Annotated in this window: 21 protein-coding genes; 11 read left to right on the top strand and 10 right to left on the bottom strand. The window is 63.1% G+C overall.

Translation table 11 applies throughout. The annotated features are described in order from the left end of the window. Positions 1–45 precede the first annotated feature (45 nt). The 3 genes from preA to B0G83_RS07175 form a co-directional block, all read right to left on the bottom strand. The gene (gene preA, locus B0G83_RS07185) at positions 46–1,374 is read right to left on the bottom strand and encodes an NAD-dependent dihydropyrimidine dehydrogenase subunit PreA (protein ID WP_105506759.1); all 1,329 of its coding nucleotides are present in this window, start codon (positions 1,372–1,374) and stop codon (positions 46–48) included. 98 nt (positions 1,375–1,472) lie between these two features. Next, on the bottom strand, positions 1,473–2,822 hold the full coding sequence (locus tag B0G83_RS07180; protein WP_105506758.1) for an NAD(P)-dependent oxidoreductase: 1,350 nt from the start codon (positions 2,820–2,822) through the stop codon (positions 1,473–1,475). A 138-nt stretch (positions 2,823–2,960) separates the two neighbouring features. Next, complete coding sequence (locus B0G83_RS07175; protein ID WP_105506757.1) at positions 2,961–4,241, bottom strand: Zn-dependent hydrolase; 1,281 nt, start codon at positions 4,239–4,241, stop codon at positions 2,961–2,963. Positions 4,242–4,583: 342 nt separating this feature from the next. Here B0G83_RS07175 and B0G83_RS07170 point away from each other — a divergent pair, with 342 nt between their 5' ends. From B0G83_RS07170 to B0G83_RS07160, 3 genes are all read left to right on the top strand, one after another. Further along, positions 4,584–5,291 (top strand): TetR/AcrR family transcriptional regulator, encoded by a 708-nt coding sequence (locus tag B0G83_RS07170; RefSeq protein ID WP_258167762.1) that lies wholly within the window; start codon positions 4,584–4,586, stop codon positions 5,289–5,291. 61 nt (positions 5,292–5,352) lie between these two features. Beyond that, on the top strand, positions 5,353–5,589 hold the full coding sequence (locus B0G83_RS07165; protein ID WP_105506755.1) for a type II toxin-antitoxin system Phd/YefM family antitoxin: 237 nt from the start codon (positions 5,353–5,355) through the stop codon (positions 5,587–5,589). After that, entirely contained in the window at positions 5,586–5,981 is a 396-nt protein-coding gene (locus tag B0G83_RS07160) for a type II toxin-antitoxin system VapC family toxin (RefSeq protein ID WP_105506754.1), read from the top strand. The genes B0G83_RS07165 and B0G83_RS07160 overlap by 4 nt, the downstream gene beginning before the upstream one ends. A gap of 51 nt (positions 5,982–6,032) precedes the next feature. Here B0G83_RS07160 and boxA read toward each other — a convergent pair whose 3' ends face one another. The 4 genes from boxA to B0G83_RS07140 form a co-directional block, all read right to left on the bottom strand. Next, positions 6,033–7,265 carry a benzoyl-CoA 2,3-epoxidase subunit BoxA gene (gene boxA / locus B0G83_RS07155; RefSeq protein WP_105507193.1) on the bottom strand — a complete coding sequence of 411 codons (1,233 nt, stop codon included), beginning with the start codon at positions 7,263–7,265 and terminating at the stop codon, positions 6,033–6,035. 39 nt (positions 7,266–7,304) lie between these two features. After that, the gene (boxB, locus tag B0G83_RS07150; RefSeq protein ID WP_105506753.1) at positions 7,305–8,732 is read right to left on the bottom strand and encodes a benzoyl-CoA 2,3-epoxidase subunit BoxB; all 1,428 of its coding nucleotides are present in this window, start codon (positions 8,730–8,732) and stop codon (positions 7,305–7,307) included. 139 nt (positions 8,733–8,871) lie between these two features. Next, entirely contained in the window at positions 8,872–10,542 is a 1,671-nt protein-coding gene (gene boxC, locus B0G83_RS07145) for a 2,3-epoxybenzoyl-CoA dihydrolase (RefSeq protein ID WP_105506752.1), read from the bottom strand. Between the two features lie 116 nt (positions 10,543–10,658). After that, positions 10,659–11,636, bottom strand: coding sequence for a helix-turn-helix transcriptional regulator (locus tag B0G83_RS07140; RefSeq protein ID WP_105506751.1), 978 nt, complete (start codon positions 11,634–11,636; stop codon positions 10,659–10,661). A gap of 182 nt (positions 11,637–11,818) precedes the next feature. Here B0G83_RS07140 and B0G83_RS07135 point away from each other — a divergent pair, with 182 nt between their 5' ends. The 4 genes from B0G83_RS07135 to B0G83_RS07120 all read left to right on the top strand — a co-directional run bounded on the left by B0G83_RS07135 (position 11,819) and on the right by B0G83_RS07120 (position 16,491). After that, positions 11,819–12,286 carry a DUF4863 family protein gene (locus B0G83_RS07135; RefSeq protein WP_105506750.1) on the top strand — a complete coding sequence of 156 codons (468 nt, stop codon included), beginning with the start codon at positions 11,819–11,821 and terminating at the stop codon, positions 12,284–12,286. A gap of 44 nt (positions 12,287–12,330) precedes the next feature. Next, complete coding sequence (locus B0G83_RS07130; protein WP_105506749.1) at positions 12,331–13,926, top strand: 3,4-dehydroadipyl-CoA semialdehyde dehydrogenase; 1,596 nt, start codon at positions 12,331–12,333, stop codon at positions 13,924–13,926. Between the two features lie 118 nt (positions 13,927–14,044). Beyond that, positions 14,045–15,637: a benzoate-CoA ligase family protein gene (locus tag B0G83_RS07125; protein ID WP_105506748.1), complete on the top strand. Its 1,593-nt coding sequence runs from the start codon at positions 14,045–14,047 to the stop codon at positions 15,635–15,637. A gap of 8 nt (positions 15,638–15,645) precedes the next feature. Further along, positions 15,646–16,491 (top strand): alpha/beta fold hydrolase, encoded by an 846-nt coding sequence (locus B0G83_RS07120; protein ID WP_105506747.1) that lies wholly within the window; start codon positions 15,646–15,648, stop codon positions 16,489–16,491. A gap of 56 nt (positions 16,492–16,547) precedes the next feature. On the opposite strand, the gene B0G83_RS07115 is transcribed toward B0G83_RS07120, so the two are convergent. The 3 genes from B0G83_RS07115 to B0G83_RS07105 form a co-directional block, all read right to left on the bottom strand. Beyond that, positions 16,548–17,918, bottom strand: a complete 1,371-nt coding sequence (locus tag B0G83_RS07115; RefSeq protein WP_105506746.1) for a gluconate:H+ symporter — start codon at positions 17,916–17,918, stop codon at positions 16,548–16,550. Positions 17,919–18,012: 94 nt separating this feature from the next. Next, on the bottom strand, positions 18,013–19,128 hold the full coding sequence (locus B0G83_RS07110; RefSeq protein ID WP_374954896.1) for a porin: 1,116 nt from the start codon (positions 19,126–19,128) through the stop codon (positions 18,013–18,015). A gap of 182 nt (positions 19,129–19,310) precedes the next feature. Next, positions 19,311–20,528 carry an aminotransferase class V-fold PLP-dependent enzyme gene (locus tag B0G83_RS07105; RefSeq protein ID WP_105506745.1) on the bottom strand — a complete coding sequence of 406 codons (1,218 nt, stop codon included), beginning with the start codon at positions 20,526–20,528 and terminating at the stop codon, positions 19,311–19,313. 117 nt (positions 20,529–20,645) lie between these two features. On the opposite strand from B0G83_RS07105, the gene B0G83_RS07100 reads away from it, so the two are divergent. The 4 genes from B0G83_RS07100 to B0G83_RS07085 all read left to right on the top strand — a co-directional run bounded on the left by B0G83_RS07100 (position 20,646) and on the right by B0G83_RS07085 (position 24,747). Then, positions 20,646–21,533 carry an IclR family transcriptional regulator gene (locus B0G83_RS07100; protein ID WP_105506744.1) on the top strand — a complete coding sequence of 296 codons (888 nt, stop codon included), beginning with the start codon at positions 20,646–20,648 and terminating at the stop codon, positions 21,531–21,533. A gap of 78 nt (positions 21,534–21,611) precedes the next feature. Beyond that, entirely contained in the window at positions 21,612–22,073 is a 462-nt protein-coding gene (locus B0G83_RS07095) for a RidA family protein (protein ID WP_105506743.1), read from the top strand. 145 nt (positions 22,074–22,218) lie between these two features. Continuing rightward, the gene (locus B0G83_RS07090; protein WP_105506742.1) at positions 22,219–22,554 is read left to right on the top strand and encodes a hypothetical protein; all 336 of its coding nucleotides are present in this window, start codon (positions 22,219–22,221) and stop codon (positions 22,552–22,554) included. Between the two features lie 81 nt (positions 22,555–22,635). Continuing rightward, on the top strand, positions 22,636–24,747 hold the full coding sequence (locus B0G83_RS07085; RefSeq protein WP_105506741.1) for a phosphocholine-specific phospholipase C: 2,112 nt from the start codon (positions 22,636–22,638) through the stop codon (positions 24,745–24,747). Positions 24,748–24,750: the final 3 nt, after the last annotated feature.

The raw sequence follows: 24,750 nt of genomic DNA, 5'->3' as shown, positions 1-24,750 counted from the left end.
CCGCGCGGCTTCTGACGGCGCTGTGGGCCTTGGGGAACGTGCGTATCAGGCCGCCTTGGCCGCGTGCGCATGCTCGGCGGTATCGGCCGCTTCCGTCGCGGCAGGCTCCCCTGCATTCACACGCGCCGGGTTGTTCGGATGCGTGGTCCAGTTCGCGTACTCGCCCTGATCCACGCGTTCCATCGTGATGCACTGCTCGACCGGACACACATGCATGCACAGATTGCAGCCGACACATTCGGAGTCCATCACTTCAAAATGCCGGACGCCATCTTTTTCTTTCATGATCGCCTGGTGCGCCGTGTCCTCGCAGGCGATATGGCACAGGCCGCACTGAATGCACTTGTCCTGGTCGATGCGCGCCTTGATGTCGTATTTGAGGTTCAGGTACTTCCAGTCGGTGACGTTCGGCACCGCGCGGCCGCGAATATCGTCGAGCGTGGCGTAGCCTTTTTCGTCCATCCAGTTCGACAGGCCGTCGGCGAGATCGGAGACGATACGAAAGCCGTAGTGCATTGCCGCCGTGCAGACCTGCACGCTGCCCGCGCCGAGCACCATGAATTCGGCGGCATCGCGCCACGTCGAAATACCGCCGATACCGGAGATCGGCAGGTTCGGCGTTTCGACGTCGCGGGCGATTTCCGCGACCATGTTTAGCGCGATCGGCTTCACCGCCGGACCGCAATAGCCGCCGTGCGTGCCCTTGCCGTCGACCATGGGCAGCGGCGACATCGCGTCGAGATCGACCGCGACGATCGAGTTGATCGTGTTGATCAGCGACACGCCGTCCGCGCCGCCCTGATAAGCCGCGCGCGAACCGAGGCGGATGTCGCTGATATTCGGCGTGAGTTTGACGAGGCACGGCAGCTTGCTGCCTTCCTTCACCCAGCGGGTGACCATCTCGATGTACTCGGGCACTTGCCCGACCGCCGCGCCCATGCCGCGTTCGCTCATGCCGTGCGGGCAGCCGAAATTCAGTTCGACCGCGTCGGCGCCGGTATCTTCGACGAGCGGCAGAATCCACTTCCAGTCGCGTTCGTTGCACGGCACCATCAGCGAGACGATCATCGCGCGATCCGGCCAGTCGCGTTTGACCTGCGCGATTTCGCGCAGATTGACGTCGAGCGGGCGGTCGGTGATCAGTTCGATATTGTTCAGCCCCGCGATGCGCTGGCCGTTCCATTGCACCGCGCCGTAGCGCGAGCTGACGTTCACCACGTGCGGGTCGAGGCCCAGCGTCTTCCACACCACACCGCCCCAGCCCGCTTCGAACGCACGGTTCACGTTATAGGCTTTGTCGGTGGGCGGCGCGGAGGCGAGCCAGAAAGGATTCGGCGAGGTAATGCCGGCAATCGTACAGCGCAGATCGGCCATGTTCGGCTCCTTGGGGACGGCTATTTTTTGTCTGGGTGTTGGGATGCGTACTGCTCGCGGCTGGCGTCGTTGGCGTCAGCCGTGCGCGGCGTTACGGCTTATGCAGCTTTCACCGCGGTGCGGGCGAACTGCGCATCGATTGCGGCGGCCGCGATCTTGCCGTCCTGCACCGCCTGCACCGTCAGGTCGATGCCGCCGCTGGCCGCGCAGTCGCCACCCGCCCATACGCCGGGCAACGAGGTCTGCCCTTGTGCATCCACGGCGATGCGGTTGCCGTCGAGTGTCAACAACTCGCGTTCGATCCCGACCGGCACCAGCGTTTGACCGATCGCCTTGAGCACCATGTCGGCCTCGACCACGAAGCGCTCCAGGCTGCCTTCAGCCGACGTGCGCTCGAACTCGACGCCGGTTACCACACCGGCATCGCCGATCAGACGCGTCGGCGCCGCATGTGTGACGAGCGTGACGCCGCTGGTCTGTGCGAAATCGCGCTCGGCCCACGTGGCGCTCATCGATTCGACACCGCGGCGATAAACCATCGTCACCGAGGTCGCGCCGAGTTTGCGGCTTTGCACGGCGGCATCCACCGCCGTATTGCCGCCGCCGATCACGACGACGCGCCGCCCGACCGGAACCGTGCCGACATTGCTCGCGCTGCGAATCTGTTCGATGAAGTCCACCGCGTTCAGCACGCCGCTCAGGTCCTCGCCTTGCATGGCGAGCGCGCGTACGCCGGTGAGGCCGATCGCGAGAAACACTGCATCGTGTTGCTGGCGCAGCGTATCGAGCGCGATATCGCGTCCCAGCGCCATACCGTGTTGAATGTCGATGCCGCCGACCGAACACAGCCATGCCACTTCACGCTGCGCGAAATCGTCGACGGTTTTATAGGCGGCAATGCCGTACTCATTCAGACCGCCGGCTTTTTCGTGCGCGTCGTAAATCGTCACCTGGTGGCCGCTCAACGCAAGCCGATGCGCACACGCGAGTCCCGCCGGTCCCGCGCCGACCACCGCGACATGCCGTCCCGTGTCCGCCGCGCGCTTGAACAGCACTTCGCCGCGCGCCATCGCCCAATCGGTCGCGTGACGTTGCAGCGCGCCGATCGCCACCGGCTTCGCGTCCTGATGGTTGCGCACGCAAGCGCCTTCGCAAAGAATCTCGGTGGGACAGACGCGCGCGCACATGCCGCCCAGCGGATTGGCCGACAGAATATCCACCGCCGCGCCCTTCAGATTGCCGTTGCCGATCTTGCGAATGAAACTGGGAATGTCGATCCGCGTCGGACACGCATTCACACACGGCGCGTCGTAGCAGTAGTGGCAGCGGCTCGCCGCCGCGGCGGCCGCGCTCGCGTCGAGCAAGGGTGCGATATCCGAGAACTCGCACGACAGCTGCTCGGGCGACAGGCGCTGCGCGGCAATGTCGCCGGTTTGCTTGATAGCCATACACGTTCCTTCTTCGATGTGAGGACGTAGCCGGTCCCGCCGGCTGCGCTGAAGCGGAGCCGGGGCGGCATGTTTTATGGGCACGACGGTGAAGCGACCGCTAAAACCGTGCGGACCGTCAACGGGTCCGCGATTGCGTTATGAAACCGGCTCGCAGGCCCGCTCGAGCATGGCGTGCAGCAGCACGTTGGCGCCCGCCTCGATCCACTCGAAGGTGGCGTCCTCGATCTCGTTGTGACTGATCCCGTCGACGCACGGTACGAACACCATCGACGTCGGCGCGACTTGCGACAGATAACACGCGTCATGTCCCGCACCGGACACCATGTTGCGATGCGGATAGCCAAAACGTTCGGCCGCGGCGCGCACGGACTTCACGCAGGCTTCGTTGAAGGCGACCGGCGCGTAGTAAAAAATCTGTTCGAGTTCGGTTTCGAGGCCGATACCGCTCGCGATTTTCGCCACGGCCTCGCGCAACGCGGCATCCATTTTCGCGAGCACGGCGTCGTCCGGATGACGGAAGTCGACGGTGAAAAACACGCGGCCCGGGATCACATTGCGCGAGTTCGGATAGACCTGCATCATGCCGACCGTTGCACAACCGAAAGGCGCATGGTCGAGGCCGATACGGTTGACCAGATCGACCACGCGCGCGGCACCGAGCAAGGCGTCGCGGCGACGCGGCATCGGCGTCGGACCCGCGTGCGCTTCCTGACCCGTCAGCGTGATTTCATACCAGCGCTGACCTTGCGCGTCGGTCACCACGCCGATCGTTTTCTGTTCCGCTTCGAGAATCGGTCCCTGTTCGATGTGCAGTTCGAACGCCGCATGCAAAGGACGGCCGCCACACGGCACATCGCCCGCATAGCCGATCCGTTCGAGTTCCTCGCCGAGGGTTTTGCCGTCCACGTCTTTGCGCGAGAGGCCGTAGTCCAGCGTGAACACGCCGGCGAAAACACCCGAGGCCACCATCGCCGGCGCGAAGCGCGAGCCTTCTTCGTTGGTCCAGATCACCACTTCGACAGGATGCTCGGTCTCGATGCCGTGATCGTTCAGACTGCGGATCACTTCGAGACCACCAAGCACGCCGTAGATGCCGTCGAAGCGGCCGCCGGTGGGTTGCGAGTCCGCATGCGAGCCAGTCATGACCGGCAGCGCATCCGCCACCCGTCCCGCGCGACGCATGAACACATTGCCCATCTGATCGACGCTGATCGTGCAGCCCGCTTCCTTCGCCCAACCGACGATCAGATCTCGCCCTTCCCTGTCGAGGTCGGTGAGCGCGAGGCGGCACACCCCGCCTTTCGGCGTCGCGCCGATTTTCGCCATCGTCATCAGGCTGTCCCACAGCCGCTTGCCGTCGACCTTGATCGACGTCGTGGGTTCGGCGCCCCTCAGTGCTTCGGATACCGCGTTCATTCGTCTCGCTCCTTTCGGTGAACCGACATGAAACTGGTGCATGGGCGGCGGTTTTTGGGGCGTGTCCGCACGGCGGCGGTGCACACTCGATACGCTCGATCGCCTCTTGTGAGAAGGGGCAAACCCTGGGGCATCGGCCGCTCTTCCAATCCTGTCCAGTTGGACAGGTTGTAGACGATTAAGCCCGCCAAATCAATGCTTTTCGTACGGTGACAAACATAGCGAGAAGCGTGCCATTGCACTGCAGCACGTTCTTGCGAGTCGTGAAGATTGGGTAGGTGAGGGTCGCGCCAAACGACTAGAATGAAGCGCGACGCGGCACCCATGCCGCCGAAGGCGAACATGAGAGACGACGACGTGACAGCGGGCATCGTGGAAAACGAAGAAACGCGCGCGCCTTTGCGGCGGCGCAAGGCACACATTCGCGAGTCGAACGAGGCGCATCTTCTGGCTTGCGCGGAGGCCGTGTTCGCCGAGCGTGGACTCGACGGCACCAGCACCGCGATGATTGCGGAGCGTGCAGGCTTACCGAAAGCCAACGTGCATTACTACTTTCCGACGAAGCTCGCGCTCTATCGTCGCGTGCTGGAAGATCTATTCGAGGACTGGCATCGCGCGGCGGATACGTTCGAATGCAGCGACGATCCGGTCGAAGCGATCGGCGGGTATGTCCGCGCGAAAATGGAATTGTCGCGGCGCCGGCCGTTGGGTTCGAAGGTGTGGGCGAGCGAGATCATTCATGGCGCCGAGCACATGGAAGACATTCTGACCGGCCGCGTGAAGCCGTGGCTCGATAGTCGCGTGAAAGTGATCGACGACTGGATCGCGCGCGGTTTGCTGGCGCCCGTGAATGCGCAAACGCTGATGTATATGATCTGGGCAACGACTCAGCATTACGCCGACTTCGATGCGCAGATTCGGGCGCTTAAAGGTAAGCGCGCGTTGACGCAGAAGGCGTTCGAGGCGACGACGGAAGAGGTGGTGCAATTGGTGATTCGCGCGTGCGGGGCGGTGTCGCCGGGAGACACGAAAGCCGCGCCAACCAGGTAGTCTGTATAATTCAACTCCATCTCGCAATTATGACTATAGACATCTGACTATAGGTACAATCATGGCAGGGAATCTGGTATCAAAGTCCGAATTCAAAGCCAAGGCGCTCGAATTCTTCAGGCAAGTGGAATCTTCGGGGGAAAGTGTGATCGTGACCGACCATGGCAAGCCTGCTGTAGAAGTGCGCGTTTACCGTGGCGTCGAGCGCAGCCCGCTTGAGGTGCTGCGCGGCACGGTTCTGCATTACGACAATCCGACTGCGCCAGTTGGAGAAAACGACTGGGAGGCCGCTGAGTGATCGTTCTGGATACCCATACGCTTGTCTGGTGGGTCACTGGCGATCCGACGTTGAGCAAGAAGGCGAAGACCGCGATCACGCACGAAATGCAGGGCGGCGAGATCCTCGTATCGGCAATTTCCGCGTGGGAAATTGCCATGCTGGTAGAGCGTGAAAGGCTAGTACTCTCAATGGACGTCAGCAGTTGGCTCGCTACGGTTTCCGCGATCGAGTCAATACGTTTTGTACCCGTCGACGTCGAGATCGCAATAAAGTCAGTAGATCTTCCCGGCGAGTTCCACAAGGATCCCGCGGACCGGATGATCGTCTCAACGGCACGCAAGTTCGCCGCCCCGCTCATCACGAAAGATGAAAAAATCCGCGCGTACCCGCACGTCAAAACTATCTGGTGAGAAAGCTGACAGGCGAAGATACCGGTCAGATCACACCCTGACCGTGTCTCCTCAATACGTCTCCAGATGCAGGCGCCCTTCCTTCTTCAACTTCGCCCACATCACGTCCCAATCCAGCTGAACCTGCTCACCGATCTCCTTCAACGCCTGCAGCACACCATCTTCCATGCCCTTCAAACCACACACGTAAATGTGCGTGTTGTCGTCCTTCAGCATCTGCGCGACGTCCACCGCGCGTTCACGCATGACGTCCTGCACATAGCGCTTCGGCTGCCCCGGCGTGCGCGAGAAAGCCAGGTTGGTGTCGATGAAGTCCTTCGGCAAATTCGTGAGCGGCCCGAAGTACGGCAACTCCTCTTTAGTTCGCGCGCCGAAGAACAGCATCAGTTTGCCAGTGGCGCCCTTAAGACGACGGCGCCGCCGATACTCCGTCATCGCGCGCATCGGCGCTGAACCGGTGCCTGTGCAAATCATCAGCAGATGCGAGTTTGGATGGTTCGGCATCAGGAACGTGCCGCCGAATGGACCGATCACGGTCACCACGTCGCCCTTTTTCAGATCGCAGAGGTAGTTCGAGCACACGCCATCGATCGCGTCGCCGTGTTGCTGGGACACACGCTTGACCGTCAGCGACACGTTGTTATAGCCGGGACGTTCGCCGTCGCGTGGACTCGCGATCGAATACTGGCGAGCGTGGTGCATGCGGCCATCCGCCGTCGCGCCGGGCGGCAGAATGCCGATCGACTGTCCTTCCAGTACCGGGAACGGCATCGACCCGAAATCGAGCACGATGTGATGAATATCGCTGTCGGTCGAGCCGTCCGTGAGCCGGTAGTTGCCCACCACGGTCGCCGTGGTCGGCGCCTTGTGCGTGTACAGATTCACATACGGCTTCGCAGCCGACCAGGGCGGCACCACCGAGCCACGCACGGTATCCACTTCGATGCCGCTCGCGCCCTCCGGCGAGTCACTCGACGCTAACGACTCGTCAACAACCGGCACCGCCATCGTGTTCTGTTCCGGCAACACGTCCCACGTAAACTGCTCGCCGACCGGATAAGCGTCGGCCTTCAGCACGGTGCGCCAGTTATCGATCGCACCGGTCGGGCACGGCGGCACGCACGCCATGCAGCCGTTGCACAGGTCGGCCTTGACCACGTAGTTGTTGTCGTCGTGCGTGATCGCATCGACCGGGCAAGTCTCTTCGCACGTATTGCAGCGAATGCAGATTTCCGGATCGATCAGATGCTGCCTGAGAACTTCGATCGACACTGGGCCGTTCATGACTTCCTCCATCGGGTAATGCCAACGCGACACACGCGTTCAGTTAAAGCGCACGTACTCGAAATCGACCGGCTGACGGTTCACGCCCATCGCCGGCGGCGCGATCCAGTTAGCGAACTTGCCGGGCTCGGCGACACGGCCCATCAGCGACGCGACGAACGCGCGATCTTCCGGCGACGCGAGCCACTTCGCTTCGTTGGCGGCCCATTCGGTTTCGCTGATCACGCGGCCATCCGGCGAGACTCGCGTGCCTGCAAACGTGCCGATCTGCCGGTTGAACGCCTTGTGCGGCACCGTCATGCGGAAATCGATACCGGCTTTTTCGAGCACCTTGTTCCAGCGCCCCACGCCCGCCACCGAATCCTTGATGTAGTCGTCGCGCAGCACTTCATTCATGGCATTGAGCATGGGTACTTCGCGTTCGGTCAGCTTGCCGTCCTGCACGTCGAGCAGTTTGTAGCTCTGTCCATTCAATTGATGATCGTCGTCGCGTTTGTTCTCGTCATAGCGGCCTTTCAAGCCCGAGCTATAAAACGTCGCCGCATTCGACGAATGATCGGCGCCGAACAGATCGATCGTGACCGAATAGTGGAAGTTCAGATAGCGCTGAATGGTCGGCAGATCGATCACGCCGGCCGCGCGAATCTTCGCGACGTCGTCGGTGCCGAGTTCGTTCATGACCTGCGCGGTGCGCTGAATCACGCGCGACACCCCCGACTCGCCGACGAACATGTGATGCGCTTCTTCGGTCAGCATGAACTTCGTGGTGCGCGCGAGCGGATCGAAACCCGACTCGGCGAGCGCCGACAACTGGAATTTGCCGTCGCGATCGGTGAAATACGTGAACATGTAGAACGCGAGCCAGTCCGGCGTTTTCTCGTTGAACGCGCCGAGAATGCGCGGATTGTCGTCGTCGCCCGAGCGGCGGCCGAGTAGCGCCTCCGCTTCCTCACGGCCATCGCGGCCGAAGTAGCGATGCAGCAGATACACCATCGCCCACAGATGACGCCCTTCTTCCACGTTGACCTGGAACAGGTTGCGCAAGTCGTACATGGACGGCGCGGTCAAACCCAGATGCCGTTGCTGCTCGACCGAGGCCGGTTCCGTGTCGCCTTGCGTGACGATGATCCGGCGCAGATTCGCACGATGCTCGCCGGGCACGTCCTGCCACGCCGCTTCGCCCTTGTGCTCGCCGAAGTGAATTTTGCGGTCCTGCTCGCTGGGCGTGAGAAAGATGCCCCACCGATAGTCCGGCATTTTCACGTGATCGAAATGCGCCCAGCCTCCCGCGTCGACGCTAACCGCCGTGCGCAGATAGACGTCATAGCCATGCGAACCTTCCGGGCCCATATCGCCCCACCATGCCAGGAAATTCGGCTGCCATTGTTCAAGCGCGCGTTGCAGCGCGCGGTCATCGGCGAGGTTGACGTTGTTCGGAATCTTTTCGCTGTAGTTGATCGTTGACATGGTCGGTTCCTGGTTCGGAAACTGCAGTGCTTAATCGGACAAACGCGGTGACAGACGTGATGAGAGGCGCGTATCGAATAAAAGGCTTTATTTCAGGCCGCGTTATCGACGCGCGTTACCTGGTTCAAATAGCGCGCGTTCAAACCCGCGACACGTCGAATTGCGCCTTGCTGCCCTTGCCGTACACCTTGAGCGCACCTTTCTCGCCCACGGCATTCGGCCGGTTGAAAATCCAGTTCTGCCACGCGGTGAGACGTCCAAAAATGCGCGTCTCCATTGTCTCGGGACCGTTGAAGCGCAAATTCGCCTCGAGGCCGGTCAACGCATCCGGCGACATGGCCGCGCGCTCTTCGAGTGCGATGCGGATTTCGTCGGCCCAATCGATATCGTCGGGCGAAGCGGTCACGAGACCGAGGCGTTCGGCATCGACCGGTTTGACCGGCTGACCGATGCGCGAGCGCACGGCGTCGAGCGGTTCGGCCTCTTCATAGAAGCGCCGCGCGAGCCGCGATTGCTGCGTGACCATCGGATACAAACCGAAGTTGACTTCCGACAGCGTGATCGCCGGCTCTTCATCTTCGTTCGACGGCAGCGCGGCCATGTAACTGCGGTCGCAAGCAAACGCAAGTTCAGCGAAGGTGCCGGCGAAGCACGAGCCGGGTTCGATCAGCGCGAACAGCGAACGCGACGACACGTCGATGCGTGCGAGGGTGCGGCGCAGCAAACCGATCGTCTCGCGCACGAACCAGTGGTCCTTGTGCTGCATCAGCGTGGCATCCACGGCGAGCAGCGCGCGGACATCGCCTTCAGTCTTGAACACCCACGTGCCGACTTCGAGTTCGTTGGTGCGCATCGACAGAATCGCGTCGTCGAGTTCGCGCGCGAATTGCAGCGGCCACCAGGTCACGCCAGCGGCGACGATCGCGTCGATCGTCGTGGGCTGGTCGGCGTGCGGCGCCCTGGCGGTGAAGGTGGCGATGCGTTTGGCGCGATCGATCGTGACATCGAGCGTTTTATAAGTCAGGCCGTCGTCCCGGTCGGTGCGGTCGATACGCGTGAGCGCCACGCCTTGCACGTTCTCAGGACGATCGCTCTGCGCGGCGAGTTCGAGCGCGCGTGCCTGAATCGCCTGATCGAACTGGTTCGGCTTCACGACTTCATCCACGAGTCGCCACGCTTTCGCGCGCTCGCCGCGAATGCCTTCCACCACCGTGCAGAAAATATCCGCGCGATCGTGGCGCACCTTGCGCTTGTCGGTCACACGCGTGAGGCCGCCGGTGCCCGGTAACACGCCGAGCAATGGCACTTCCGGCAGCGACACCGACGAGGAGCGGTCGTCCACCAGATAGATTTCGTCGCAGGCGAGCGCGAGTTCGTAGCCGCCACCGGCACACGCGCCGTTCACCGCCGCGAGAAACTTCAGGCCCGAGTAGCGCGACGAATCTTCCAGGCCGTTGCGCGTTTCGTTGGTGAACTTGCAGAAGTTGACCTTCCACGCATGCGTCGACAAACCGAGCATGAAGATGTTCGCGCCCGAGCAGAACACGCGGTCCTTCAGACTCGTCAGCACGACGGTTTTGACTTCGGGATGTTCGAAGCGGATGCGCTGGATCGCATCGTGCAATTCGATGTCGACGCCAAGGTCGTACGAATTCAGCTTCAGCTTGTAGCCGTCACGAATGCCGCCGTCTTCGGCGATATCGATGCCGAGCGTGGCAACGGGACCGTTGAAGCTCAGCTTCCAATGCTTGTACTGCGAAGGATCGGTGCGGTAGTCGACCGGCGCGATGGCGGTTGCTGCTGTGGACATGGGGCGTCTCCTGACTGGACGATGCAACATTGTTTTTTGAACAATAGTGCATCGTCACACCCATGTAAAGCACTTTAATGCATGTTAACGTGTAAACCCTGACCCCTCAATGCATCTCAGCCGCCGACGTCGTCCGGTGCTTCCGCCGCGACTCGCGCCGCAAGACGGTCGCGCAATTGCAGATAGGCGTCGGCGAGGGTTTTCTCGCTGGTGTCGAAGCTCATGTCGGCCCGCCCGTACAGTTCGCCGCGGCCGGCCAGGATGCGCTTGAGGTCATCCATCGCCTCCTTGTTGCCGGACATCGGCCGCAAATCGCCTTGCGCGACGACGCGGCGCATATGCTCTTCCGGCGTGGCCTGCAACCACACGGTGAAGCAGTGCGACAGCAGTGCGTTGAAGGTACCCGACTCCGATACCAGGCCGCCCGGCGACGCGATCACCGCGCGCTCGTGCTCGTGAATCACGGCTTCGAGCGCGCGATGCTCATAGCGCCGGTACGCGGTCGCGCCATACAGCGAGTGAATCTCCGACGGCGGGCAGCCGGCCAGTTGCTCGATCACGCGCGTCAGCTCGACGAACGGCACCTTGCGCTCCTGTGCAAGCATCCGCCCCAGCGTCGATTTGCCCGCGCCGCGCAGGCCGATCAACGCAATCCGGTCCTTGCGATGCGGGTCGCGCGGCGCCTGCGCGAACATCTCGGCCAGCGCCACGCGGGCGCGCTGCAGCGCCGCCTGATCGCGGCCCTGCAACAGCTCGCGGATCAGCAGCCATTCGGCGGAGGCGGTGGTTTCGTCGCCGATCACTTCCGCCAGCGGACAGTTCAAGGTCGCCGCGATCTGCCGCAACACCAGCACCGAAGCATTGCCGACCCCCGACTCCAGATTCGCCAGATGCCGCTCCGACAAACCGGTTTCGCTCGCCAGCGTCTTGCGGGTCATGCCGCGACGCGCGCGCAGCAGCCGCACGCGCTCGCCCATGGCGGTCAGGAACGGATCGCGCTCCTCGCGCTCGCCGCCGCGCTCGGGCCGTTCGGCGCGGTTGGCGTCTTCGTCGGCGGCATCGTCCAAGGGTGCGGGAGAGTAATTTTGATTCATGTTTTACTACCTCTCAACGTCGATACATGTACTATAGTGCTTGACACACACCGGGTGAACGGTTAATTTTCGCCAAATATTGATCCAATAACAAACGCTGTCGAGATTTATCGGCGGCGTCACGGAGATGGCGCAGCAGCACGCATGAATTAAGTTGCGTGCGCGCCGATCTGGAGGCTCACATGTCCCCCCAAGCATTCCAGCGCCTGATTGCGGGCGTGACCACGCAACTCGTCGACCGGCCGCTCGACAGCCAGCTCGCCGCCTGGCTGAACGACACCTGGCCGGCCGATGGCGAGACCTTCCGCGAACTCGCCGCGGCGTGCCGCACCGGCGTCGCCGAAGGCTGGCTGTGCAACCGCGAAAGTGGCGGCATCCGCTACGGCCGGATCTTCAAGGCGCTGCCCGATACCCATGGTTTTTCCGTCGACGTGGTCGCGATGAACAACATCGCCGGCCCGCATCACGTGCATCCGCACGGCGAGATCGACCTCATCATGCCGCTCACCGAAGGCGCGACGTTCGACGGCCACCCAGCCGGCTGGTGCGTGTACGGCCCCGGCTCGGCGCATCGGCCGACGGTGGCGAACGGCGACGCGCTGGTGCTGTATCTGCTGCCACAAGGCGCGATCGAATTCACGCCGGCCTGATTGCCCACCGCTCACTGCTCACTGCCGATTGCCTGAGAGAAGCCATGACCGAACTTTTGAAGAACTACGTAGCGGGCCGATGGGTCGCCGGCGGCGGCGCCGGTGTGAAGCTCACCGATCCCGTAACGGGCGAAGCGCTCGTCCGTGTATCGAGCGAAGGCCTCGACCTGGCGCAGGCATTCAGCTTCGCTCGCGAGGAAGCGGGCGCCGCGTTGCGCGCGCTGACCTATGCGCAGCGTGCCGCCCGCCTCGCCGAGATCGTCAAACTGCTGCAAGCGAAACGCGACGACTACTACGCAATCGCCACCGCCAACGCGGGCACCACGCGCAACGATTCGTCGGTCGATATCGACGGCGGCATTTTCACGCTGTCGTACTACGCGAAACTCGGCGCGGCGCTCGGCGACGTGCACGCCCTACGCGACGGCGCCGCCGTTGCGTTGAGCAAGGATCAGTCGTTCAGCGCGCAGCACGTGCTGACGCCCACGCGCGGCGTCGCGCTCTTTATCAATGCGTTCAACTTTCCGTCCTGGGGTTTGTGGGAAAAGGCCGCGCCTGCGTTGCTCTCCGGCGTGCCGGTGATCGTCAAGCCCGCGACGGCGACCGCCTGGCTCACCCAACGCATGGTCGCCGATGTGGTCGACGCGGGCATTGTGCCGCCCGGCGCGCTGTCGGTGATTTGCGGCGGCTCGGCGGGCCTGCTCGATCCGATTCAGGCGTTCGACGTCGTGTCGTTCACCGGTTCGGCCGACACGGCCGCGACGTTGCGCGCGCATCCGGCGTTCGTGCAGCGCGGCGCGCGTCTGAATGTCGAAGCCGACAGCCTGAACAGCGCGATTCTGTGCGCCGACGCGACGCCCGAGACGCCCGCGTTCGACCTGTTCATCAAGGAAGTGGTGCACGAAATGACCGTGAAATCCGGCCAGAAATGCACGGCGATCCGTCGTGCGTTCGTGCCGGAAGCGTCGCTCGAAGCCGTGCTCGACGCGCTCAAGGCGAAGCTCGCCAGGATCAGCGTGGGCAATCCGCGCAACGACGACGTACGCATGGGCTCGCTCGTGAGCCGCGAACAGTACGACAACGTGCTGGCCGGTATCGCGACGCTGCGCGAGGAAGCGGTGCTCGCCTACGACGGTTCGGCCGTGCCGCTGATCGATGCGGACGCAAGCATGGCGGCTTGTGTCGCGCCGCATCTGTTCGTGGTCAACGATCCGGACCATGCCACGCTGCTGCACGACCTCGAAGTGTTCGGGCCGGTGGCGAGCGTGGCGCCGTATCGCGTCTCGGCCGACGCCGACACGTTGCCCGAAGCGCACGCCGTCACCCTCGCGCGACGCGCTCAGGGCTCGCTCGTCGCGTCGATCTATTCGAACGACGACGCCCACCTCGGCCAGCTTGCGCTGGCGCTGGCCGATTCGCACGGCCGCGTGCATGCGATCTCGCCGTCGGTGCAGCAGAGTCAGACCGGCCACGGCAACGTGATGCCGATGTCGCTGCACGGTGGACCGGGACGCGCGGGCGGCGGCGAGGAACTCGGTGGCCTGCGGGCCTTGGGGTTCTATCACCGGCGCTCGGCGATTCAAGCGCCGGCGGCTGCGATCGAAGCGCTCACGCAAACGACGCATTGGCCCGCGGCCTAGCAGAACGAGGCAACGACGCGACGACACATCGAGATCAGGAAACACGCAATCAGCCACACGTCGAGCGGATCAAGAGCGCACAACAGCCGGACCCGCCTCACCCCGATGGAGGAGACACATGCAAGCTCTGCTGGAACCGGCTGTCAGCCAGCCCGCCGCGACGGTCGCGCCACCGCCCGCGCTGTTCAATTTCGCGTCGTATCTGTTCGGACTGAACGAGCAGCGCGCGGCCAAAGCGGCCTATATCGACGACACTGGCGTGACCTCTTACGCCGCGCTCGAAGATCGCGCGCGACGCTTCGCCACCGCGTTGCGCACGCTCGGCGTGCATCCGGAAGAACGCGTGCTGCTCGTGATGCACGACACGGTCGAATTGCCGATCGTCTTTCTCGGTGCGCTGTATGCGGGCATCGTGCCGGTCGTCGCGAATACACTGCTTACCGCCGCCGATTACGTGTACATGCTCACGCATAGCCACGCGCGCGCCGTGATCGCATCCGGCGCACTCTTGCCGAACGTCGTCGAAGCGATGAATACAGCGGAACACGACGGCTGTCAGTTGATCGTCTCGCAACCGCGCGCCGATGAATCGCAATCAGCACCCGTGCTCGCCGACCTGATCGACGCCGCCACGCCCTCGGTCAAAGCGGCCCAGTCCGGTTGCGACGACATTGCCTTCTGGCTGTATTCGTCGGGCTCGACGGGCAAGCCGAAAGGCACGGTCCACACGCATGCGAATCTGTACTGGACCGCCGAGCTGTACGCGAAGCCCGTGCTCGGCATCGTCGAAAGCGACGTGGTGTTCTCGGCGGCCAAACTCTTCTTTGCGTACGGACTTGGCAACGCGCTGACCTTTCCGCTGTCGGTCGGCGCCACCGCGGTGCTGATGGCGGAACGACCCACCGCCGACGCGATTTTCGCGCGCCTGATACAGCATCGGCCCACCGTGTTCTACGGCGTGCCGACGCTCTACGCAAGCATGCTGGTGTCGCCCGCGCTGCCCGCGCGCGCCGATGTCGCGATGCGCGTGTGTACGTCGGCCGGCGAGGCGTTGCCGCGCGAAATCGGCGAGCGCTTCACCGCGCATTTCGGCTGCGAGATTCTCGACGGGATCGGTTCGACCGAAATGCTGCACATCTTCCTGTCGAATCGCGCCGGTGAAGTCGAATACGGCACGACCGGACGTCCGGTACCCGGCTATGAAGTCGAACTGCGCGACGAGGCCGGACACCCCGTGGCCGATAGCGAAGTCGGCGATCTGTATATCAAAGGGCCAAGCGCGGCGCTGATGTACTGGAGCAATCGCGAGAAGTCGCGCGCCACCTTTCTCGGCGAATGGATTCGCAGCGGCGACAAATACTGCCGCTTGCCGAATGGCTGCTACGTTTACGCGGGCCGCAGCGACGACATGCTGAAAGTCAGCGGACAATACGTGTCGCCCGTGGAAGTGGAAATGGTGCTGGTGCAACACGACGCGGTACTCGAAGCGGCCGTGGTCGGTGTCGATCATGGCGGCCTCGTCAAAACTCGCGCGTTCGTCGTGCTGAAGCCTGAATTCGCGGCGTCTGAGATACTCGCGGATGGCCTGAAGGCCTTCGTCAAGGAACGGCTCGCGCCGCACAAGTATCCGCGCGATATCGTATTCGTCGACGATCTGCCGAAAACCGCCACCGGTAAAATTCAACGCTTCAAATTGCGCGAACAGTCATAAGGTGATCCATGCAGAACCCCGCCGTCGGCGCTGCCGTCAGTAGTACGGCTAGTCGCTTTGCCGAATTGCCCGCTGGTGCGTCGCACGGCCCGTTGCGCATCGAGTATCGTTGGGTCAACGAGGCGGCGCATGAAGCGCCGGTCGCCGTTTTTCTGCACGAAGGGCTCGGTTCGATCGCCATGTGGCGCGACTGGCCGCAAGCGTTGTGCGAACGGCTCGGCATGCGCGGTCTGGTCTATTCGCGGCCCGGCTATGGATTGTCGACACCGCGCGCGCATGACGTGAAATGGCCGATCGATTTCATGACCGCCCAGGCGCGCGATATTCTGCCGGCGTTGCTCGACGCGCTCGACATCGACGCGAGCGAGCGTCGGCGCATGTGGCTCGTGGGCCATAGCGACGGTGGGTCGATTGCGTTGCTGTATGCGGCGCTGCATCCGGATGCGTTGGCCGGGGCGGTGGCGATTGCGCCGCATGTGTTCGTCGAGAATATCTCGGTGGAAAGCATCGCGCTGACCAAACAGCTTTATGAAACCACCGACCTGCGCGACAAACTCGCCCGCTATCACGCGGACGTCGATTCGGCGTTCTATGGCTGGAACGACATCTGGTTGAATCCGGCGTTCAGGCAGTGGTCGATCGTCGACGAGTTGGCCTTGATCCGCCAACCGCTGCTCGCGGTGCAAGGGCATGACGACAACTACGGCACGATGGCGCAGATCGACACCCTTGCCGAGCGCGTGCCGCATGCGCAACTCGCGAAACTCGACGCTTGCGGACATTCCCCGCACCGCGACGCGACGCAGGCACTGAACGACGCGATTGCCGCGTTCATTTCGCGGCAGCGTTCGTAGCACGAAAAAAAGCGGCGCGTCTTTTCGAACGCGCCGCGAGTACATCTTCATCGGCTTCAGATCACCGTCGACAATCCCAGCGTCAACAACAGCGCCGTCACCGAAATAATCGTTTCGCAGACTGTCCACGTCTTGAAGGTCTGCGGCACGGTCATGCCGAAGTACTCTTTCACCAGCCAGAAGCCACCGTCGTTCACGTGGGACAGAATCAGCGAACCCGCGCCGGTCGCGAGCACCAGCAACTCGGGACGCACGCCGCCCACCGTGCCCGCCGCCGCGGCGGCGATCGGCGCGATGATGCCCGCCGCGGTCGCCATCGCCACCGTCGCCGAACCGGTTGCGACGCGAATCAATGCCGCCACCAGCCACGCGAGAATCAGCAGCGGCACGTGTGCGCCGGTCGCGACGTCGACGATCGCCTTCGACGCGCCGCTGTCGATCAGAATGCGCCCGAAGCCCGCGCCCGCTCCCACCACCAGCGTGATGCTCGCGGTCGGCGCGAGACATTCGTTGGTGAACTTGAGGATCTGCTCACGGTTGAAACCGCGCGCCCGGCCGAAGGTGATAAAGCTCAACAGCACGGCCAGCAGCAGCGCCATATCGGGGTGACCGATCAGACGCAACGCGTTGTTCGCCGCCGACTTCGCCGGCACGATCGCATCGGCCCAACTGCCCACTAACATCAGCAGCACCGGCAGCAACACCGTCAACAGCGTGATGCCGAAGCCCGGCAAGTCCTGCTGCGAGCGCTTCGCGTCCTGCTCGATGAATTGCCGTGCCATCGGGTTGATGCCGTCGAGCACGACAAATCGCGCGATCAGCTTCGAGAACAGCGGCCCGGCCAACGCCGCGGTCGGAATGCCGACGATCAGCGCGTAGAAAATTGTGTGGCCGATATCCGCGTTATACGCGGTCACGGCGAGCAACGCGGCGGGGTGCGGCGGAATCAGACCATGCACGACGGAGAGCCCCGCGACCATCGGAATGCCGACGCGAATCATCGACGTGCCGGTGCGTTGCGCGACATTGAAGGCGATCGGAATCAGCAGCACGAAACCGACTTCGAAGAACACCGGCAAGCCGACCAGAAAGGCGATGCACATCATCGCCCAATGCACGTTCTTCGGTCCGAACAAACCGATCAACGTACGCGCGATACGCTCCGCCCCACCCGACTCGGCCATCATCTTGCCGAGCATCGTGCCGAGACCGACCACGATCGCGATGTGCCCAAGCGTGCCGCCCACGCCGGTTTCGAACGACTTGAGAATCGACGTCGCCGGCATGCCGACGGCCAGCGCCAACGCCACCGACACCATCATCAACGTGATGAACGGATTCATCTTGAAGCGCGCGATCAGCACGACCAGCGCGATGATGGCGATCAATGCATAGACGAGTAACAGACTTCCTTGAACGGTCGCCATAGGTGCTCCTGAAGAGAAAGAAGCGCGCCGCCGCTTTTCACGGATCGCATCGCGTGAAATGTTGTTTGGATGGGCGGCGGCGCGTGCCGCGTGCTTAGAACTTGTGGCGGATGCCGGCGACGGTCACAAACTGGCCGTTGTTGCTCGACGGATTCGAAATGCCCTCCACCCATGCCTTCGAACCGGACGAACGTTGGTAGATACCGTTCAGGTACAGGTCGGTCGTCTTCGACAGGAAGTACTCGCTGCCCACGCTCAACTGGTTGTAGTGCGCATTGGTGGCCGTGGTGCCGCTGGTGTTCTGCGTCGTGTAGATGTAGCCGAGCGCGAGCAGCGTGGCCGGCGTCAGTTGATACTTCAGGCTTGCCTCGTAGTTGGCGAAACGCAGGCTGCCGCCCGTGAGCAACTGGAACTGCGAGTTCGTATACAGCAGCGCGACGGTCGCCGGGCCGAACACGTACGAACCGCCCGCGCCCCACACCTGGTTGCGCGCCACCCCGCTAATGATCGACGAGCTGGCGCTGTAGTAGTTGTCCGACGGCGCCGCGCCCGCCGTGCTGGTCGCCGGCTGATTTACCAGCGAGTACGCCGCGTCGAGGTGCAACGGACCGTTCACGTAGTCCGCACCGACGCTCCACGCGCGGTTGTTGGCGAATTCGCCCGCGGTGTTCGAGAACGCGTACATGGCGTTCGCCGTGAAACCGGCATAGGTCGGCGTGGTGTACTTGACCGCGTTGTTGGTACGGTAGGTGTTGTTGATATCGTCGTTGTCGTAGATCGCGTTGCCGTACTGGCTCATCGCGCCGACACCGTTGATCTGCATGTTCGACAGATAGTCCTGCACGCTGTTGTACTGACGGCCCAGCGTAATCGTGCCGGCCTTGTCGTTAACCAGCGCCACCCATGCGCTACGGCCGAAAATCCGTCCACCCTGCCCGGCCGCGCCGGTTTCCAGGCTGAAGCCGTTTTCGAGCTTGAACATCACCTTGTTGCCGCCGCCCAGATCTTCCGTGCCGAGCAGACCCCAGCGCGAACCTTGCACATTGCCCTGAGTCGCCTGATAGGCCTTCTCGCCCTTCTGGTTATTCGTGAAGGTAAAGCCGGCGTCGACGATACCGTAGAGCGTCACGCTGCTTTGCGCGTGAGCGGCCTGGGCGGCGAATCCGGCGGCAGCGAGCGCGATGGCGGTACGAAAAATCTGCTTGTGCATCATGGTTTCCTCAAGTCGAAAAGTGACGAACGCCGGTGGCATTTCAATGTTCCGGCGATATTTGTAGTACTAAACAGGCGAGTCAAAGCAACACCGGGTTGGCGTCCGGTGTTCGGGTCAAACAACAGTCTTCGGGGCGGCTAACGGGAGAGCATCAACCGGAAAGGATCAATCGGAGAACATCAGTCCGGCCAGTTGCGGCGCGCGGCAAGACGGCGCGCGTCGCGTTGATGGAACGGCGTGACGATCGGCTCGGACGCCACACGCGCCCGTTCGAGTTCGGCCAGAATGCGGGCCAGCACGATCTGCTCTTCGCCTGCGTGCAGGTTGCACGGGTCGAGAAAAAAGAAATGCAATTCCGCTTCGTGATCGCGCACGATCACCGGCGCTTCACCTTCGGGCGCACGCGCGAGTGCATCCGCGAGATCCCAGGCGGAGATACACGCCACCTTCGGATCGATATGCAGCTTCAGACGGTCGAGCGGATTGCCGGTCGGATCGGCGTCGATTTCGGCCCACACGCCATCGCAACGGTTCAGCGTTTCGCGCCACAGCGTCAGGTAGCCGCGCTCGCGGGCGCGAATCGCGACGTGGTCGCGCTGCCGCCACTGTTCGAGTGCGACGATCGCGCCGGCAATGCCTTCCTTGCCGACTTTCATGCCGCGACCAATGCCGCCGTTCTGGAAATACGCGGCACGCACCAGCGCTTTCTTGCCCGCAACAAGTCCGGCCGTGAGACCACCCAGGAATTTGTGCGCCGAGTACAGCACGAGATCCGCGCCGGCGGCGATGAACCGTTTGAGGTCGTATTCGGAGGCGGCGTCGACGATCACCGGCACACCCTTCGCATGCGCAACGGCGACGAATTCCTCCAACGGGATCAGGCCGAATTGCACCGTATGATGCGAGACCACGTACAGCGCCGCAGCGGTGCGTTCGGTGATCGCGGTGTTCAACTGGTAGCCGTGCGCTTCGGTCGCCGCGCCGACCGGCACGACGCGCGCGCCGGACAGACGGATCGCTTGGTCCACCGGTGCGCCATAATTGACGAGGTGGCCGGTCTGGATCACGACTTCATTGCGCAGGGCAGGCAGTCCGGAGATACCGGTCGTATCCGGCAAACGTTCGATCAGGCCAAGGTCGTCTCCCGTCATGGCGGCGGCAATGGTCAACGTGATCGCCGCCGAGCACGACGCCGTGACATAACCGGCTTCGCTGCCGCATGCTTCGGCGATCACCGCCGAGGCCTTGCGTTGCAGATCGTCGATCTCGACGAATTGCGGCAGGATCCGCGCCACCGCATCGATCACCGGTGCGCCGACGCTGGACGCGCCCAGGCCTGTCATCGTGCCCGAAGCATTGATGACAGGGCGTAAGCCAAAACGAGAGCGGATGTCCATGCAGCGCCTCCAACCGGTATTTCTTAATTATGGAATATATGTTGTAATTGAGGATCAGTCTAGCATACAATCCCCCTGCGTCAACTGGACAAAAACAAGCTGTGACAGAGGAGCACGATGGCCCGTACGTCTCGACCTTCCGCGGCTGTAACCGCCGCCGCGCGCCCGTCCAAGGCATCCGCGGCAGCGGCGGCCGAGCCCGCTTCAGCACCAACCGACGCGGCCGCGCCGCGCACCCGCACCAGCGCGCTCGACCGCGCCGTGCAGATCCTCGACGCGCTCCAGCAGGCGAACCGCCCCGCCACCGCGTATGAAGTCGCGCGGATCGTCGGCGCGCCGTTGTCCACGGTGTATTCGATCATCAACGACCTGGTCGACAAGAATCTGCTGGCGCGCCGCATGGACGGCACGATCTGGCTCGGCTCGCGTCTGTACGGTTACGGCCTGACGTACGCGAGTTCGCTCGACTATCTCGCGGTCGCGAACGAGGAAATGCAACGGCTCTCGGCCGAAGTCGAAGAAACCGTGCAAGTGTGCGGTCTCGAAGACGGCATGATGGTCGTGCAGCAAATGGCCGAAGGTCCGGGCCATTTCCGCGTGACGTCGCGCGTGGGCAGTCGCGTGCCGTTGAACTGGACGGCATCGGGCCGCCTGCTGGTCGGTCACCTGCCGGACGCCGAACGCGTCGCATTTTTCGCGCAGCACGCGCAGAGCTCGCCCACCGGTCGCGCGGAAACGCGGCCCGAGGTCCTCGCGCGGATCGCGCGCGAAGCGCTCGACGCGCGGCTGTCGATTCAGGTCGGCGAGTCGGACGCATCCGTGGCGTGCCTCGCGGCGCCCGTGCTCGACAACACCGGCGCCTGCGTCTTCACGATTTCGATCGTGATGCCCGAGGCCAAGGCCGAACTCGGCACCGAGCGTTTCGCGCAAGCCGTGCAGGCGGTGGCCGCCCGCATCGAAGCGCGCCTCGGTTGGCGGCATCGCGATCCGGAACCGGCTGCTTAAGTGACGCCACAACGGTGACGCCACGACAGTGACGCCACGTCACGTCCCCTTAAAACAAACACCCTCACTTTCCTATCGATGAACTGCTACGACCGGCTGCACACGCGCGGCCTCAAGCTTCCGCAGGTGCCGACGCCGATCGGCAACTTCACGCACTGCACGCGCGAGGGCAATCTGCTGTTTCTGTCCGGCCAGGGTCCGCTCGACGAAACCGGCTCGCTGATGACAGGCAAAGTCGGCGCCACCGTCAGCGCCGACGAAGCGTATCGCCACGCACAACTGGTTGGCCTGAATCTGCTGGCCGTGCTGCACAACGAACTCGGCGATCTCGCCCGCGTGAAACGCATCGTTAAACTGCTCGGCATGGTCAACGCGGCGCCGGATTTCACCGAGCATCCACGCGTGATCAACGGTTGCTCCGACCTGTTCGTCGACGTGTTCGGCGACGCCGGCCGTCACTCGCGCTCCGCCGTCGGCGTGGGTTCGTTGCCGGGCAATATTACCGTCGAGATCGAAGCCATCGTCGCGGTCGAGGATTAAATACCGCCCGGTCGGCCAAATCCTCAATTTTCCCCATCTCACCATTTCTTCACAAAAGTTACACAGGTAAGCGACTATCCTTCGGCATCGCTGACCCGGGCACATGCATGCCCTGGCGCTCTTCCCCCGTGCCGGAGACGTTGCCATGTCCTGTGTGTCGAAGCCGACTGTAGCCCTGCATTGCAAACGTTTGGCCGGCGTGCTGATCGCCGTCGCGCTGTGCGCGCTGACCGGCGCCTGCAGTGACGACGACAAGATGCCGGACCCGGCCACGACCAGCGCCGCCAGCGGTGCCGCCGCGAACGACACTGGCGCCGACAACAGCACCGCCGTGCTGTCAGCGAACCCCGCATCCGTAGCACCCGCACCCGCAGCACTCACGATTCAAAGCCCAGCACTGCCCGCCTCAAGCACCGACCCGGCTTTGTCCGCCGCCGCGTCGGCGCCGCTCGCCCCACCCGTCATTCACACCGTGGACTGAGTTCCACGCTCCGTACGGCGCGTGGCTCACGCTCGCGCGCCGTGTGCATCGTTCCTCTACCGAAGATCGAAAGCCAATATCATGACCTCAAAAAATCGCCGTGATTTTCTGCGCTCCGCCGCGCATGCAGCCGGTTCCGCGACCGCGCTGAGCATGCTGCCGCTGGGCATTCGCAACGCACTCGCCATTCCGGCCAACAACAAGACCGGCACGATTCGCGACGTCGAACATATCGTCGTGCTGATGCAGGAAAACCGCTCGTTCGACCACTACTTCGGCACACTGAAAGGCGTGCGCGGTTTTGGCGACACGCGCGCGATCAATCTGCCCAACGGTCAACCGGTGTGGTATCAACCGCTCGCCGCCGACCTCGGCTATGTGCTGCCGTTCCGCCCGAGCGCGCCGAATCTCGGCCTGCAATTCCTGCAGGATCTCGCGCACGACTGGACCAGCACGCACGCCGCGTGGAACGGCGGCCGCTACGATCAGTGGGTGCCGTCCAAGGGCACCACGACGATGGCCTACCTGACGCGCGACGACATTCCGTTTCACTATCAGCTCGCCGACGCCTTCACCATTTGCGATGCGTATCACTGCTCGCTGATGGGCCCGACCGATCCAAACCGCTACTACATGTGGAGCGGCTGGGTCGGCAACGACGGCAGCGGCAGCGGCCCGGTGATCGACAACGCGGAAGCCGGCTACGGCTGGTCCACCTATCCCGAAGTGCTGCAGAACGCGGGCATTACGTGGAAGATCTATCAGGACATCGGCACCGGCCTCAACGCAAGCGGCTCGTGGGGCTGGACGCAGAATCCGTATATCGGCAACTACGGCGACAACTCGCTGCTGTACTTCAACCAGTATCGCAATGCGCAGCCGGGCAATCCGCTGTATGACAACGCGCGCACCGGCACGAACGCTTCGGCGGGCGACGGCTACTTCGACATTCTGAAGCGCGACGTGCAGAACAACGCGCTGCCGCAAGTGTCGTGGATCGTCGCGCCGGAAGCGTATTCCGAGCATCCGAACTGGCCGTCGAACTACGGCGCGTGGTACATCGATCAGGTCCTGCAGATTCTGACGTCGAATCCCGAGGTGTGGAGCAAGACGGTGCTGCTGATCAACTACGACGAGAACGACGGTTTCTTCGACCATATGGCGCCGCCGTTCGCACCGGCTTCGAGCGCGAACGGTTTGTCGACCGTCGACGTCAGCAATGAAAATTTCGCCGGCAATACCAGCTACCCGGCCGGCCCGTACGGCCTCGGACCGCGCGTGCCGATGCTGGTGGTCTCACCGTGGTCGAAAGGAGGCTACGTGTGCTCGGAACTGTTCGACCATACGTCGGTGATCCGTTTTATCGAAAAGCGTTTCGGTCACGATCACAACCTCGCCGAATCGAACATCACGCCGTGGCGTCGTGCGGTGTGCGGCGATCTGATGTCGGCCTTCAATTTCAGTAACCCGAACGACGCGGTCCCCACGCTGCCGAGCACGAGCGGCTACGTGCCGCCGGACCAGAACCGTCATCCGGATTACGTGCCGCTGCCGCCGCTGGTGCAGGCGGTGCCGAAGCAGGAAGCCGGCGTGCGCCCGGCTCGCGCATTGCCGTATGAACTGTTCGTGCGCGTGCATGGCGAAGGCTCGGCCAACATGCTCACCATGCGCTTCGTCAATTCGGGCCGTGCGGGCGCGGCGTTTCTCGTCTATGCCGCCAAGAGCCTCAACGCGCCGCGCACCTATACGGTCGAAGCCGGCAAGCGCCTGCAGGATCAGTTGCCGTGCAATGCCGACGGCACCTACGACTTCACCGTCTACGGTCCGAACGGTTTCCTGCGCCGCTATGCGGGCAAGCCGGTTGCGCGCAGCTGGTGGAACGGTTCGGATATCGCGCGCCCCGAAGTCGAGGAAGGCTACGACGTGTCGAACGGCAACCTGCAACTGCGCCTGGAAAACGTGGGCAGCGCACGCTGCAAGTTCTCGATCGTCAATGCGTACGATCCGGGCAACGTGATCACGCATTCGGTGCGTGGCGGCGATACGGACCCGCTCTACCTCGATCTGCGCAACGCGCACGGCTGGTACGACCTGACGATCACGGTCGATACCGACCCGCTGTTCGCGCGCCGCTTTGCGGGCCATGTGGAAACGGGCAAGAGCAGCATGAGCGATCCGGCGCTGGGCAGTTGATCG

The organism is Paraburkholderia sp. BL21I4N1, assembly GCF_002973525.1.
Classification (GTDB): Bacteria; Pseudomonadota; Gammaproteobacteria; order Burkholderiales; family Burkholderiaceae; genus Paraburkholderia.
This window is presented reverse-complemented; position numbering and strand designations above follow the sequence as displayed.